Below are 12652 nucleotides of genomic sequence, written 5' to 3' on the forward strand. Positions count from 1 at the left end.
CGGCCCATATTCCCGTTTCCTGCTGCTCGCGAGGCGGCTCACTCGCGTTTTCGCGCGGACGCATTCGTCAGCCCTCCCGGCTTGTCCCTGCGCCGGCAAGGCCGCTGGGACCGGGGGCAGTCCCGCGCTAGAGGGTTGTCCGCTAGGCGGTTCCGCGCGAGTCCTGCCGGGTGGGTGGGAGTGCGTCGCCCATTCCAGTGAATGCACTGAACTGAACGCGGCTATTCCAGCGGCCCTGCCGACGTGATCAAGGATCGGCGGATTGGGGGAGCCGAGAGGTACAAATCATCCCCGGTCGGCTTGGGGTACAGCTTCTACCTGTCGATGATGCCTAGTTCGCCGGCAAACCGCACCGCGTCGCGCCGGACAGTCGCGCCGCCGTTCGCGGCCATGTCCGCGACGACGGAGCGCGTGAACAGGTTGAATCGCGCGGTTTCCGGCGCTTCCTGGTAGGCGCGCTGTACCAGCGCGAGGGTAGCCACATGCTCGCGCTGTTGGTGGTAGGCGCGGGCGGTCTCGATGGTGTGGAACGCGGAGCGCGTCGCGGAGCCGATGCCGTCCAAGTCCACTCGGTCCGCTCGGGTCACAGCGTCTCCGCCGCGCATGAGGTCCGCCAAGATCGTGATCGCATAGGCATCAACCATCGGGCGGCCGAACTTCAGCCAAGGATGCGAGTATCCGAGCGGCAGCGCTCGCGCCGCTTCATCCGCGTCATCCCAGTAGCGCCACGCGTCGCCCTCGCGGCCCACCTTCGCGAAGGACAGCGCGACGGCGAGACTGAGCAGTCCCCAAAGCGCGCGGTCTTCGTCGGCGCTCTCCGGGTGGAGCAGGCCGCGAGCGTCGAGCGCGAGCTGCACCCGCGCTTCGTGCTGTTGGCCAGCATCGCGGTACACGTGGTTGGAGTACCAAGCAGACGCGGCGATCGTGTGCGGGTCGTCGGTGTCCAACGCGGCAGTCATCGCCCGGTCTCCCGCGAGGGTCACCAACTCTGGAACCGGTTGGAACGAAAGGAAAAGCTGCGTGAGGTGATACACCTGCGCGAGTGAGCCCAGTGCCGCCCGCCGGCCCTCTCCGCGCGTCGCAACGCGGGCGTCGTGAAGTAGCCCCGGGAGGAGTGTCGCGACGGCCGTGCGATGCCGTCGGGTGCCGTGCCACAGGTCCCAGGTCTGCGCGACGCGGGCGGCGAGGTCGCCGGCATCAACCTGGGCACTGTCGCCGGCCGTGATGGGGTGCCGCGCGAGAGCGTCCGCGATCTCGGGAAGCTGCTCGTGCGCCGTCTTGCCGTAGCTGACGGAGGTAACTCGTTCGTCGCCCGTGAGCGCGGCCAGATCGTCCGCCTGAAGGGCTTGCGCGAGCTGTAGCAGCACAGGCAGACGCGGAGGCAGTAGCCGCCCGTTCTCCAAGCCTTTAACCCACTCGGCGGATTTCCCGACCAGCCCGCCCAAGACCGGCCGAGACATGCCGCGCTGTTCGCGGAGAGCACGTAGTCGCTGCCCGAAGGTCATAGACACCTCCTCGCAGCTTCCAGGGTACGACAACGTCGCGCCGTGGCGGACGTAGCACCGGGAAGCGCAGCAGCGACCTAACCCCTACAAGCGAAAGCGGGTGGTGCCGATGTTCCCCGGAGTACCTATCCCTGTTGCACTGCTGGGCGGGTGGCTTGCGCTCGTGGTTGCAGGATTGATGATCGACACGTTGCCCGCGAACCTACATACGCCCCTCAAGGGGTTTTCGGCGCTGGCTATTGTGTTGATAGTTATCGCGGCAATCCGCTATCGCATTCGGATGAAGCGCGAGCAATCACAGTAGCGAAGTACCGGATCGTTTCGTCGTGGTCGAGCTCGTCTATGTCTCGACCGTTAGCGGCACACCATTCGCGTATCTCGTCAAACCAGGCACACCACCCACGATAGGCGCGATACGCCGGATCGACGTGCGCCATGTCCACCCATTCACGTGGGTCAGGCGCCGTAACCCACTCGGGCGGCGCCGCCGGCTCTGTCTTTGGTGGCGCAACTCCGACACATGCCCACGCAATACGCGTTGCCCCATAGATCCGCTCGTTTCGAGAGTATTCGCTGCCGCGAGATCGACTTCAAGCCGTGCGATCAGGTCTGCCGTCACGCACGCCGTATACAACACCTCGTTCTCGATTGGGTGAACGTCGGCACCTACCAGAAGGGCCAGGATCACCAGCGCTGGACGCTGATGGTCCCGTAGCGCCCGAACGTCCACTGTGGACGGCGTGACCGTCCACAGTGGACGAATTCGGGTCAGCGGTTGAGCGAACCCAGCTGCGACTCGTGGTACCGAGTGCCGGCGACCGCCTCGGCTGGCACGACCTTCTCGACCGCGGCCACATCGGCGTCGGACAGCTCGACGCCGACCGCGGCGAGGTTCTCCTCCAGGTACTTGCGCCGCTTGGTACCCGGAATCGGCACGACGTCGGAGCCCTGCCGTTGCACCCAGGCCAGCGCGAGCTGGCCGGGCGTCACACCACGCTCAGCCGCCAAGGCGCGCAACGCCTCCACGATCGCGAGGTTCCGCTCGAAGTTGCCCTCGGCGAACCGGGGCTGGCCGACCTTGCGGAAGTCGTCGTCGGCCAGGTCGGCGGTCGAGTTGAACCGCCCGGCGAGCATGCCGCGGCCCAGCGGCGAGTAGGGCACGATGCCGATGCCCAGCTCACGACAGGTGGGCACGACCTCGTCCTCGATCTCCCGCGACCACAGCGACCACTCGGTCTGCACCGCGGTGATCGGATGCACCGCGTGCGCGCGCCGGATGGTCGCCGCACCCGCCTCGGACAGCCCGATGTGGCGCACCTTGCCGGCGGCGACCAGTTCGGCCATCGCGCCGACCGTCTCCTCGATCGGAGTGTTCGGATCCACCCGGTGCTGGTAGTACAGATCGATGTGGTCGACACCGAGCCGCTCGAGCGACGCGTCGCACGCCTGGTGCACGTACGGCGCGTCACCACGAATGCCGCGCGCCATCGGGTCGTTCGGGTCGAGCACGATGGCGAACTTCGTGGCCAGCACGACCTGGTCGCGACGGTCGGCGATCGCCTTGCCGACGAGCCGCTCGTTGGTGTGCGGGCCGTACATGTCGGCCGTGTCCAGCAGCGTCACGCCGAGGTCCAGCGCGCGGTGGATGGTGGCGATCGACTCCGGTTCGTCGGTCTGGCCGTAGAAGGCGCTCATGCCCATGCAGCCGAGCCCCTGCGCGCCGACCTCCAACTCGCCGAGCCGGCGGGTGGGCAGTGTGGTCATGCGGAAACCTCCTGTGGCACGTCAAGTGCGAATTCGGGGAGTTGCTCGGCCATCCGGCGCTCGCAGTCGGCGTAGTTCGCGATCTTGTAGTCGAGGATCTCCAGGCACGCGTTGAGCTCCGCGATCTGCTCGACGACAGCCTTGCGGTGCTCGATCAGCAACTGCTTGCGCGGTGTGGAGCTGGCGATGCCCTGATGCCTGAGCTTGGCGTACTCGCGCAGCATCCGGATGGGCATGCCGGTGCTGCGCATCTTCATCAGGAACCCGATCCAGGCCAGGTCCTGCTCGGAGTAGGTTCGACGGCCGCCCGAGTCGCGAGCCGGCGCGTCGATCAACTCGATTCGCTCGTAGTAACGCAGGGTGTCGATGGACAACCCGGTGCGACGAGCCGTTTCCGCGATCGAATAGGTCACGACGTCGACGTTAGAACCTGGAGTGCACTCCAGGTCAAATGGATCAGTCTGTTTTCGGCAGCGCCCAGGCCTCGAGGTGCTGCGCGACGGCGGGCACGTCGGCCTCGCCCCGGCCGAGTTCGCGGACCAGGTCGAGCGCCTTGTCCTCGTCGGCGTCGATCCAGGAGCCGTTCAGATCGCACATGGTGACGGCGGCGACCCAGCCGAGCCGCCAGTTGCCTTCGACGAGCGGGCGGGTGCGCACGATGGAGTCGAGCAGGGCGGCGGACTTGAGCCAGAGCGTCGGGTAGGCCTCGACGCCGAGGACGGTCGCGCGCGGGCGGTGCGCCGCCGCGTCGAGCAGGCCGATGTCGCGAACGACGAGATCGCCGCCGATCACCGCGGCGGCGAGGACGAGCAGGTCACTGGCATCCAGATACTTGATCAACTATTCCCTGCTCCACGAAACCGTTGTCCGACAAGGACTTCCACTCACCGCGGTCCACGAACAACAGTCCACAGTGGACTCTCTACACCGCTACACCGTTGTGGCTGCCCCCACCCGCACCGGGGGGCACCCCGCTTGCCAGTGTAGTCGGCGGGACCGACAGGGAGGGGCGAGGTGATCGACTTGTGGATAACGCGGAGGCTGTGGATAACTACGTGGTGCCGATGCGGTCCAGCAGGGTGCGGTAGCGCGGGAGCACGCGGGAGAGAACCTCTTCGAGCTTCTCCTCGGACCGCGAGCGCGCCCAGCGATCGGCCAGCGCCAGCCGGATGACCTCCTGCTTGGAGCGTCCCTCGGATTCGGCCAATTCGGCCAACCTGCGGTTCTCCTCGTCATCAAGCCGGAGCGTCATGGCCATGACCCTAGGCCCACCCTTTCCACTCATCGAAGTGCGGCCCCCGACCTCCCGATGGTACCACCGCGATACCGCCGCGCCGGAGTATCCAGAACGCCGTTACCAAACTCGACCAGCGCGGTAACCTGTCCGCCATGCCCAGGCCACGCACGCATGACGAGGCGCTGCGGGTGCGCCTGCTCGACCGTGCCGGCCGACTCCTGTCCTCCGAGGGCGCCGCCGCGCTGAGCCTGCGCCGCCTCGCCGCCGACGTCGGCACCTCCACCACCGCCGTCTACTCCCTGTTCGGCGGCAAACCCGCGCTCCTGCGCGAGCTCTACGTCGAGGGCTTCCGCCGCTTCAACGCCCGCCTGCGCGCCGTCGAACACACCGGAGACCCGGCAGAGGACCTGGTCCGCATCGGCATCGTCTACCGGCAGAGCGCACTCGCCGACCCGCACCTGTACTCGATCATGTTCACCCGCGTGCTGCCCGACTTCGAGCCGGACGCCGACGCCATCGCCGAGTCCACCGCCGCGTTCATGCCGTTGGTCGAGGTGGTGCGCGAGGCGATCGAGTCCGGCGTGTTCACCCAGACCGCGCCGGACACCGTCGCGATCACCTCGTGGGGCCTCGTGCACGGGCTGGTTTCCTTGGAGCTCAACGGAAATCTGCCGCCGGGGATGGACGTGGCCGGCGCCTACGAGGACGCGCTGCGCGCCAACGTCCGGGGCTGGCTCAAGACCTAACCGGCGCCGCCGTGGTAGACGAACTCGCCCAGCCCGATCGTGAACACCAGGCAGCCGTACAACGCGTGCTCCACCGAGGCGACCAGCACCGAGCCGGTCTTGCGGTACCGCGCGGCGAAGATCAACCCGCCGATCAGGGTCAGCCCGACCGAGACCCAGTTGCCGAAGATGACGTGCGCGAACCCGAACGAGATCGCGCTGGCCGCGACCACCGGAGCACCCGTGCCGAACAGCGGCTTGTAGCGGTGGAACAGGAACGCGCGGAAGATCATCTCCTGCGGGTACACGCTCAGCAGCGGATACAGCACCATCACCAGCGCCCAGACGACCGGCTCCTGGCGCGGGAACACCAGCAGCCGCTCCGGGCTGAAGATCAACAGCAGCACGGTGATCACCGCGGCGGACGCCGCCCACCAGCCGAGCATGCTTGGCAGTTCGGCACGCAGCTTGCCCAGCCCGCCGAACGTCGAGCGGTCCAGGTCCGGCTGCCGCACCAGGTACACGGTCACCGCGACGGCCAACACCACCAGCACCGGAATCGGGCTGCCGGGACTGCCGATCGCGGCGTAGACGCCCACCGCGACGAAGAACAACGCCGCGAACTCGACGGCGAGCCACGCCCACCGGATTCCGCGCGTCACCCGTCCGAGACTACCGACGATCGCCCCGCACGGCCCCAACGCGACCTGGGCATTCTCTGCGGCCGAGGGACTTTAGCGGGCTAAAGTACGCGAAACATGAACGGCGTGATCGCTAAGTTTCGGACATCGGGCACTAGACCGCGCCGTACTGGCGATCGCCCGCGTCGCCGAGGCCGGGCACGATGAAGCCCGACTCGTTGAGCCGCTCGTCCACGCTCCCGGTCACCAGCCGCACCGGCAGGCCGGACTTGTCCAGCCGCTCGATTCCCTCGGGCGCGGCCAGCGCGCACACCGCGGTCACGTCGGTCGCGCCACGGTCGATCAGCAGCCGGATCGTGTGCTCCATCGACCCGCCGGTGGCCAGCATCGGGTCGAGCACCAGCACCGGACGGTCGGCCAGACTCTCCGGCAGCGACTCCATGTACGGCACCGGCTTGAGCGTCTGCTCGTCGCGCGCCAGCCCGACGAACCCCATCTGCGCGTCCGGGATCAGCTTGTGCGCGTGATCGGCCATGCCGAGACCGGCCCGCAGCACCGGCACCAGCAGCGGCGGATTCGCCAGCCAGTACCCTTCGGTGCGCGCCACCGGCGTGTGAATGCGCTCGCGGCGCACCGGCGCGTCCCGCATCGCCTCGTAGATCAGCATGTCGGTCAGCTCGTGCAGCGCCGCGCGGAAGGTCGCGTTGTCGGTACGGGCGTCCCGCATGACGGTGAGTCGGGCCTTGGCCAGCGGGTGATCTACGGCGAGCACGTCCATGACGGAACACCGTAGCCGGTACCGTCCCCGATATGGCTGAACCGACCGCGCGAGCGAGCATCGAGATCGCGGCTTCTCCGGCCGCCGTGTACGACCTGGTCTCCGACGTGACCACGCTGCCGGAGTGGGCGGCGGAGACCGAGCGCTGCACCTGGCTGGGCGGCGCCGACCGGGCCGCGGTGGGCGCCCAGTTCCGCGGCCGCAACAAGCACAAGGGCCGCCCGTGGGGCACCACCTGCACGGTGACCGCGGCCGATCCCGGCAAGCGGTTCGCCTTCGGCGTACGGGTCGCCGGCCTGCCCAGCGCGAAGTGGAGCTACGACATCGAGCCGACCGAGGGCGGCTGCCGGGTCACCGAGAGCACCACGCGGTTGGCGCCGCGCCCGCTCGCGCTGGTGGCCAACCGGGTGCTGTTCGGCATTCCCGACCGCGACAAGCACAACCAGGCCAACATCGAGAAGACGTTGGCACAGTTGAAGAAGCGGGCCGAAGCTACGGCTTGACCGCCAGGTCCGCGACCAGGTTCTGCGAGCCGATGTCGGTGAAGTGGCTGGACACCATTGGGCGCCCCACCACTTCGCTTCCGTCAGTTGTGCGGGCAGTTGCCCTCGAAGGCGCTGATCTTCGGGTCACTCGTGGGCAGCGGGCAGAGGAATTGTTCGTACCGGGTGTCGTTGTCCACGAAGCGCTTCAACCACGACAGGCTGTACTTGGCGATCGTGACATTGGGTACGGTCGGGGCGTTGTGACCCGCTCCGGCCAGCTGGATGTGGGCGCGATTCAACGTGGGCGACAGACTCTGATAGAACGTCCGGGCCATCGTGGCCCAGTTGTCCGCCTGGGCGCTGACGATCAGCGTGGGGGTTTTCACCGCGGAGAAGTCGGACGCCAAGTCCCAGGGGGTCAGCGGAACGGTGGCCTTGAGCGCCGGAACCTTCAGTGCTGCCTCCAGCGAGCCGCCGCCACCCATGGAGTGACCCATCACGGCCAGTCGGGAGGGGTCCGCGGCACTCTTGGCCTCGCTCGTGTCCACCACATATTTCAGCGCGGCGAGCAACTGCTCGGCCCGCTGGGTCGGGAAGTCCACCGGGGCGTTGGTGGAGATGGTGATGACCACGAATCCCTGGCTGGCCAGTCGGGGGCCGTACCAGGAAATGAAGGGCTCCGCGCTCATGAACCCGGGCGAGACGGCAACCACGCCGAAGGTGCCCTGCGCGGTGTCGGTCGGGTACCAGAGCTTGCCCCCGCCGAAGCCCTGCCCACCGGGCACGGCCACTTGCTTGATCGCGAACGTCCCCGTCGGCGCCTCGATACTCGCCTTCGTCGGAGCCGAACCACGCTCGTAGGGGTTGCCCGCGGCCTGGGCATGCGGGCTTGCGCCCGGAAGCGTTGCGACCGCCAGCGCGGCGGCGGCCACCAATCCCGTCAGAACCGTCCACGTTCGACGGAGCCCACGCCCCCGCCGGGCCGTGGGCTCCGCTTCGGTGTTGCCTCGGATGGTCATCAGATGCCTCCAGTTCGGAACGCTGTCGCTGTCAGATCGTGAGTGTGGGTCTCCCGCACCTTGCCGTTGACCACGACGTCGACCCAGACCTTCGCGGCGCCCTCGATGCTGGTGGCACCGACGAGTTCGAGGCCCGAGATAGCCGCGCCGCTCAGGGTCACGGCAGCGCTGTAGTCCTGGTGACCTTCGTCGCGTCAGGCGTGCCGTGACCGTCCGTGATCTTGAACGTGGCCACGGTGTTGTCCTGGCCAGGGCCCTGCTCGCAGTTCGCGTTGAAGGTGCTGAGGCCGGTGTCGGTGCCGTCCGCCTTCTTGGGGGTCAGTTCGGCCTCGATGTCTCCGACGGCGAGCTTCCCGCTGCCGGTCTGCGGGAATGTCAGTGCCGGGGACTTGCCGGTGGCGATGACCACGAATTCGCCAGACTCGGGATCGGGGTCGTCGGGAACTTCAGGGAAATCTGGACCGGTGGGACCTCCACGCCAGGGGCCGTCACCTTCACCACGGGCTTGAAGGACCCTTCAAGGGCCTTGGCGCCGACGATGCTCAGGCCCCCAGCCTCCGGGAGGGCGATCGTCGCCTTGAAGTCGAAGACCGTCTCCTGGCCGGCAGACACGGAGTCGGGAGTCACCTCGATCTTCGCGGTCATGGGCTGCTCGCCGACGACCGGGAGCGCGCAGGTGTAGGCCAGGGTCGAGCCGGCCGCCGAGCCGGAGCCCGTGCCGACGAAGCCCATCATGCCTGCCACCAGTGCTCCCGCGGCGACACCCGTCAGTATGCGGCGGGACCTGAGTCCCAGTGTTGTTTTCATTTTCTCCCGGTACGAAAATGAACTGAATTTCATGACAAATTGCAGGGTGGGGAGACGTCGCAGTTTCAGGCGATTCACCGCATCCCATGAAGGAACAGCATTTTCCACGGTGGTCATCGGGTGAGGGTGCCGTAGTCGATTCCGCCGTGGCGCAGGGTGGGGAGCACCGGCCACTGGCGTTTCCAGGGCGCGAGTTCGGAGGAGGGCAGGATCTGGAGCCAGCGGGGATCGCGGCGGCTGGGGTCGGCGAGGGTCTTTTCCTTGACCATGGAGTCGTACTGATCCAGGGAATCTTCGAGGGTGTTGGCGTTGGGGACGATCTCGCGCCCGTAGAAGCGGGCGTGGTTGCGCACGCCGGGGATGCGGGACAGTTCGGGTTGCCAGTTGTCGGCGGACACGCCGTTCTCGGAGGAGACCCACACGCCGTCGGGTGTGTTGAGCACCAGGGAGTGGTTGCCGTCGGTGTGGCCGGGGGTCCAGAGCAGGCTGACGCCGACGCCGAGTTCCACGTCGCCCTCGAACGCGGTGACGCGGTTGTCGGGGACGCCGTCCATGCCGCCGTCCACGTACCACGCCCACTGCATGGGGTGTGGCGATTCGAAGGTGCCGAGTTCCCTGCGGTGCACCAGAAGCCGGGCGTTGGGGAACAGCGGCTTTCGCGGTTCGCGCTCGCCCGGAATGGGGGTGTCACTGCCCATGATCATGCGGACGTCCTGGACGTGCAGGTGGTCGAAGCTGACGTAGTCCACGTCCTCGGGGCGCAGTCCGCTGTCGGGAAGGACGGCGTCGGGGTCGCGGTAGTAGCGGGTGAACACCTTGTGGGACAGGAACTTTCCGACCATTCGCTCCAGTTGGGCGTAGAACGGCGCGGTGGCGCTGCCCGCGGCGACGGTGGGCTCCCACACCAGCATCTTCCGGCGGCCGTCGAAGCCCTCGAACTGCACTACCAGCATGCGGTTGACGATGCTGACGAACGGGTTCGGGCCGATGGCCGCACCGTGGAAGGCGAACTTCGTGGGGTAGGGCGCCGCGGCGATGTCGAAGCTGCGCACCCCGGTGACCTGCCCCTGCCGGGTGAAGCGCTTCTTGTACCGGACCGCGGCCTCACGCACGGCGGTCAGCCGTGCCCCCCGGGGCCAGATGTCGTGCACCCCCTCGAACTCGGGGATCGGTCGCAGGGCGGTCGCGGTCCGGGTAGTGGCCATCGGCTTGACCTCTCGTCGTCAGGATCGTCGGAGTTGATCAGGGACCACCAGGCGGTAGAGCAGGTCGCGCAGCGGGTCCGGGAGGAGCGCGGCCAGGCGGGGGACGACACCGATGTGTTTGGGCACGAACACCTCGAACCGGGGGCGCAGGATGACGCGCAGCACCGCGGCCGCGACGTCCTCGGGCCGCAGCAGCCGCACCGGGCCGGTGCTGGTGCCCACGGCCAAGGCGGTGTCCACGACGCCCGGCAGCACCATGGACACGTCGACGCCGCTGCCGCGCAGTTCGGCGCGGACCGCGGAGCAGTACCCGTACACGGCGTGCTTGGTGGCGGTGTAGGTCGCCTCGCCCGCAGGGGCGAGCTTGCTCGCGGCGGAGGCGATGGTGACGACGTGACCCTGCCCGCGGCGGCGCATCGCGGGGATGGCGAGCTTCATCCCGTGCAGCACGCCGTGCAGGTTCACCGTGATCTGCCGCGCGGCCTCCTCCGCGGGCTCGTCGGCGAACGGTCCGACCCACATGACCCCGGCGTTGTTGACCAGCACGTCCACCGGCCCGAATGCGGCTTCGGCACCGTGGAGGAACTCGGCGAAGTCCCGGGCGTAGGTCACGTCCAGGGAAAGGCCGCCGACGCGCGCTCCGGTCTGTTCGCTGATCTCGTGTGCCGCGCGCTCGGCCGCCGCGCCGTCGAGATCGCCGATCAGCACGTCGGCGCCCGCGCGAGCCAGCGAGAAGGCGATCGCGCGGCCGATGCCCTGGCCGCCGCCGGTCACGGCGACCACTTTTCCGGTCAGCGGCCGGTTGGTCGGCATGTGCACCTCTCATGTGACACGCGATCGTGTCACTTCATCTGACACGGGAGCGTGTCAGAGGTGGTTGAATGCCGTCAACACCAGCGGGAAGAGGGCGCACGACCATGACAAATCCCCGGTCCGGCGCACGTCGATACCGAGGAATGGACGCGGACCAACGGCGCGCGGACCGGCGGGCGCGGCTGCTGGAGGCAGGACTGGAACTGTTCGGCACCACCGGGTACGCGACGGCGTCGGTCAAGCAGGTGTGCCAGGCCGCGGGGCTGACCGAGCGGTACTTCTACGAGTCCTTCCGCGACCGGGAAGACCTGCTGACCTGCGTCTACAACGACCTGATCAGCCAGGTCCAGCAAGCCACCCTGGCCGCGCTGGGCACCTCGGAGTCGTCCGTGCGGGCGCTGGCGCGCACCGGCATCGACACCTTCGTCCGCACGCTGGCCGCCGACGGACGACGCGCGCGGGTGGTCTTCATCGAGGTGGTCGGGGTCAGCCCAGCACTGGAACGGCGGCGGCGGGCCGTGATGCGCGAGTTCGCCCAGCTCATCACGGCGATCGGTCTGGCCCACGTCGGCGTGCCCACCAACAACCGGCTGGAGGTCGGGTCGATGTTCTTCGTCGGCGGGCTCACCGAGCTCATGGTCGACTGGACCCTGGGTGACAAGAAGAGCAGTCCCGATGAGCTCTCGGACGTCGCCGCCGCGATCCTGATGGCGGGCTTCGACCTTTTCCGCAGCGAGATTCCAGAAACCGTCTAGCGCACAACCCACCAGGCCCAACATCGAGAAGACGTTGGCGCGGTTGAAGAAGCGGGCCGAAGCTACGGCTTGACGGCCAGCACGCCGAACATCGTCACGGACAGGAAGAAGTCACCGCGCTCACCGGCGGCCGCCAGGTCCGCGACCAGGGTGTGCCGCTGCTCGTCGGTGATCCAGCCATTGTCCACCGCCGCCGCGCCGAGCATCTGGGTCAGCGGTCCGGCCGCGGCCTCCTGCGGTTGCACCAGTGCCTGCGATCCGATGTCGGTGACGGTCAGTCCGGCGGCGGTGAGCTGGCCGGGCAGCCGCCGTCCGGACAGCGGATTCGACCTGTTCACGCCGATCATCCCGCTCACCACGACCTTGGCCACCTCGGGATCGCCCGGGTGCAGAATCGCGGTCGCCCAGTCGGAGTCGATCAGCACCACGCGCCCGCCCGGCCGGAGCACCCTGGCGAACTCGTCGGCCGCCCGCTGCGGCTCGTCGAGGTGCTGGAACACCCGCTCGCAGCGCAGCACGTCCACGCTGGCGTCCTCGAACGGCAGCGCGTAGGCGTCACCGTCGACGAACCGCGCCACCGACCCGGCCTCGGCCGCCCGCTTCTCGGCCAGCGCGCGCATCGCCGGGTTCGGCTCGATCCCGAGCGCCTCGCCGTCGGTCCCGACCTCGGTGGCGAACCGTTGCGTGCACTCGCCGGTGCCGGACCCGACGTCCACCACCCGCTCACCGGGGCGCACGGCCAGCCCGTCCATCGCCCAGTCACGCAGCCGCCGCACACCGTCCAACGCGGCCTGCATGTCCAGAATGAACGCCAGCCGCTCGGTGTCCTGCTCGCGGATCTCGTTGGCGTGGAAGGAAACCCGATCGGTACCACTGGTCATGACACATCACCCCTGTGTGGAAGATCGCCCCGGTCGC

The 12652-nt window shown here is 68.2% G+C and carries 17 protein-coding genes; 3 read left to right on the forward strand and 14 right to left on the reverse strand.

What is annotated here, in order from left to right; genetic code table 11:
• Nucleotides 1–314: 314 nt before the first annotated feature.
• The 5 genes from EV193_RS18560 to EV193_RS18580 form a co-directional block, all read right to left on the reverse strand.
• Nucleotides 315–1505, reverse strand: a complete 1191-nt coding sequence (locus tag EV193_RS18560) for a helix-turn-helix domain-containing protein (RefSeq protein ID WP_130345445.1) — start codon at nucleotides 1503–1505, stop codon at nucleotides 315–317.
• A gap of 768 nt (nucleotides 1506–2273) precedes the next feature.
• Complete coding sequence (locus EV193_RS18565; RefSeq protein WP_130345446.1) at nucleotides 2274–3269, reverse strand: aldo/keto reductase; 996 nt, start codon at nucleotides 3267–3269, stop codon at nucleotides 2274–2276.
• A complete protein-coding gene (locus EV193_RS18570) occupies nucleotides 3266–3682 on the reverse strand; it encodes a MerR family transcriptional regulator (protein WP_130345447.1) in 417 nt (138 codons plus the stop codon). The genes EV193_RS18565 and EV193_RS18570 overlap by 4 nt, the downstream gene beginning before the upstream one ends.
• A 43-nt stretch (nucleotides 3683–3725) precedes the next feature.
• Nucleotides 3726–4109, reverse strand: coding sequence for a type II toxin-antitoxin system death-on-curing family toxin (locus EV193_RS18575; RefSeq protein WP_130345448.1), 384 nt, complete (start codon nucleotides 4107–4109; stop codon nucleotides 3726–3728).
• Between the two features lie 211 nt (nucleotides 4110–4320).
• A complete protein-coding gene (locus EV193_RS18580; protein ID WP_242613491.1) occupies nucleotides 4321–4521 on the reverse strand; it encodes a ribbon-helix-helix domain-containing protein in 201 nt (66 codons plus the stop codon).
• A 137-nt stretch (nucleotides 4522–4658) separates the two neighbouring features.
• Between EV193_RS18580 and EV193_RS18585 the strand changes: the two genes are divergently transcribed.
• Nucleotides 4659–5252, forward strand: a complete 594-nt coding sequence (locus EV193_RS18585; protein ID WP_130345450.1) for a TetR/AcrR family transcriptional regulator — start codon at nucleotides 4659–4661, stop codon at nucleotides 5250–5252.
• On the opposite strand, the gene EV193_RS18590 is transcribed toward EV193_RS18585, so the two are convergent.
• Together EV193_RS18590 and upp are read right to left on the reverse strand one after the other, a co-directional pair.
• Nucleotides 5249–5893 (reverse strand): CPBP family intramembrane glutamic endopeptidase, encoded by a 645-nt coding sequence (locus EV193_RS18590; RefSeq protein ID WP_207222705.1) that lies wholly within the window; start codon nucleotides 5891–5893, stop codon nucleotides 5249–5251. The two genes, EV193_RS18585 and EV193_RS18590, sit on opposite strands and share 4 nt — an antisense overlap.
• A 133-nt stretch (nucleotides 5894–6026) precedes the next feature.
• Nucleotides 6027–6650: a uracil phosphoribosyltransferase gene (gene upp, locus EV193_RS18595; RefSeq protein ID WP_130345451.1), complete on the reverse strand. Its 624-nt coding sequence runs from the start codon at nucleotides 6648–6650 to the stop codon at nucleotides 6027–6029.
• Between the two features lie 32 nt (nucleotides 6651–6682).
• Between upp and EV193_RS18600 the strand changes: the two genes are divergently transcribed.
• The gene (locus EV193_RS18600; RefSeq protein ID WP_130345452.1) at nucleotides 6683–7153 is read left to right on the forward strand and encodes an SRPBCC family protein; all 471 of its coding nucleotides are present in this window, start codon (nucleotides 6683–6685) and stop codon (nucleotides 7151–7153) included.
• Between the two features lie 83 nt (nucleotides 7154–7236).
• Here the strand turns inward: EV193_RS18600 and EV193_RS18605 are convergent, their stop codons facing one another.
• From EV193_RS18605 to EV193_RS18625, 6 genes are read right to left on the reverse strand one after another with little or no spacing between them, the layout of a single operon-like run.
• Nucleotides 7237–8154, reverse strand: a complete 918-nt coding sequence (locus tag EV193_RS18605; protein ID WP_130345453.1) for a poly(ethylene terephthalate) hydrolase family protein — start codon at nucleotides 8152–8154, stop codon at nucleotides 7237–7239.
• Entirely contained in the window at nucleotides 8154–8315 is a 162-nt protein-coding gene (locus EV193_RS33390; protein WP_165401407.1) for a hypothetical protein, read from the reverse strand. The genes EV193_RS18605 and EV193_RS33390 overlap by 1 nt, the downstream gene beginning before the upstream one ends.
• Nucleotides 8312–8563, reverse strand: a complete 252-nt coding sequence (locus EV193_RS18610; protein WP_130345454.1) for a DUF6801 domain-containing protein — start codon at nucleotides 8561–8563, stop codon at nucleotides 8312–8314. The genes EV193_RS33390 and EV193_RS18610 overlap by 4 nt, the downstream gene beginning before the upstream one ends.
• On the reverse strand, nucleotides 8530–9078 hold the full coding sequence (locus EV193_RS18615) for a DUF6801 domain-containing protein (RefSeq protein WP_130345455.1): 549 nt from the start codon (nucleotides 9076–9078) through the stop codon (nucleotides 8530–8532). Before EV193_RS18615 ends, EV193_RS18610 begins: the two co-directional genes overlap by 34 nt.
• Nucleotides 9075–10166 (reverse strand): MBL fold metallo-hydrolase, encoded by a 1092-nt coding sequence (locus tag EV193_RS18620; RefSeq protein WP_130345456.1) that lies wholly within the window; start codon nucleotides 10164–10166, stop codon nucleotides 9075–9077. The genes EV193_RS18615 and EV193_RS18620 overlap by 4 nt, the downstream gene beginning before the upstream one ends.
• A gap of 18 nt (nucleotides 10167–10184) precedes the next feature.
• The gene (locus EV193_RS18625; RefSeq protein WP_130345457.1) at nucleotides 10185–10979 is read right to left on the reverse strand and encodes an SDR family oxidoreductase; all 795 of its coding nucleotides are present in this window, start codon (nucleotides 10977–10979) and stop codon (nucleotides 10185–10187) included.
• A 143-nt stretch (nucleotides 10980–11122) separates the two neighbouring features.
• On the opposite strand from EV193_RS18625, the gene EV193_RS18630 reads away from it, so the two are divergent.
• The gene (locus EV193_RS18630; RefSeq protein ID WP_242613492.1) at nucleotides 11123–11734 is read left to right on the forward strand and encodes a TetR/AcrR family transcriptional regulator; all 612 of its coding nucleotides are present in this window, start codon (nucleotides 11123–11125) and stop codon (nucleotides 11732–11734) included.
• A gap of 62 nt (nucleotides 11735–11796) precedes the next feature.
• On the opposite strand, the gene EV193_RS18635 is transcribed toward EV193_RS18630, so the two are convergent.
• Nucleotides 11797–12615 (reverse strand): methyltransferase domain-containing protein, encoded by an 819-nt coding sequence (locus EV193_RS18635; RefSeq protein ID WP_130345459.1) that lies wholly within the window; start codon nucleotides 12613–12615, stop codon nucleotides 11797–11799.
• Between the last annotated feature and the right edge of the window lie 37 nt (nucleotides 12616–12652).

This window comes from Herbihabitans rhizosphaerae (assembly GCF_004216555.1).
Taxonomy (GTDB): Bacteria; Actinomycetota; Actinomycetes; order Mycobacteriales; family Pseudonocardiaceae; genus Herbihabitans; species Herbihabitans rhizosphaerae.

Excerpts from the sequence above, each read along its gene's own strand:
- EV193_RS18565 (WP_130345446.1), bottom strand. The coding sequence starts at position 3,269 with ATGACCACACTGCCCACCCGCCGGCTCGGCGAGTTGGAGGTCGGCGCG.
- EV193_RS18600 (WP_130345452.1), top strand. The coding sequence starts at position 6,683 with ATGGCTGAACCGACCGCGCGAGCGAGCATCGAGATCGCGGCTTCTCCG.
- EV193_RS18585 (WP_130345450.1), top strand. The coding sequence starts at position 4,659 with ATGCCCAGGCCACGCACGCATGACGAGGCGCTGCGGGTGCGCCTGCTC.
- EV193_RS18560 (WP_130345445.1), bottom strand. The coding sequence starts at position 1,505 with ATGACCTTCGGGCAGCGACTACGTGCTCTCCGCGAACAGCGCGGCATG.
- upp (WP_130345451.1), bottom strand. The coding sequence starts at position 6,650 with ATGGACGTGCTCGCCGTAGATCACCCGCTGGCCAAGGCCCGACTCACC.
- EV193_RS18625 (WP_130345457.1), bottom strand. The coding sequence starts at position 10,979 with ATGCCGACCAACCGGCCGCTGACCGGAAAAGTGGTCGCCGTGACCGGC.
- EV193_RS18580 (WP_242613491.1), bottom strand. The coding sequence starts at position 4,521 with ATGACGCTCCGGCTTGATGACGAGGAGAACCGCAGGTTGGCCGAATTG.
- EV193_RS18630 (WP_242613492.1), top strand. The coding sequence starts at position 11,123 with ATGGACGCGGACCAACGGCGCGCGGACCGGCGGGCGCGGCTGCTGGAG.
- EV193_RS18615 (WP_130345455.1), bottom strand. The coding sequence starts at position 9,078 with ATGACCACCGTGGAAAATGCTGTTCCTTCATGGGATGCGGTGAATCGC.
- EV193_RS18620 (WP_130345456.1), bottom strand. The coding sequence starts at position 10,166 with ATGGCCACTACCCGGACCGCGACCGCCCTGCGACCGATCCCCGAGTTC.
- EV193_RS18605 (WP_130345453.1), bottom strand. The coding sequence starts at position 8,154 with ATGACCATCCGAGGCAACACCGAAGCGGAGCCCACGGCCCGGCGGGGG.
- EV193_RS18635 (WP_130345459.1), bottom strand. The coding sequence starts at position 12,615 with ATGACCAGTGGTACCGATCGGGTTTCCTTCCACGCCAACGAGATCCGC.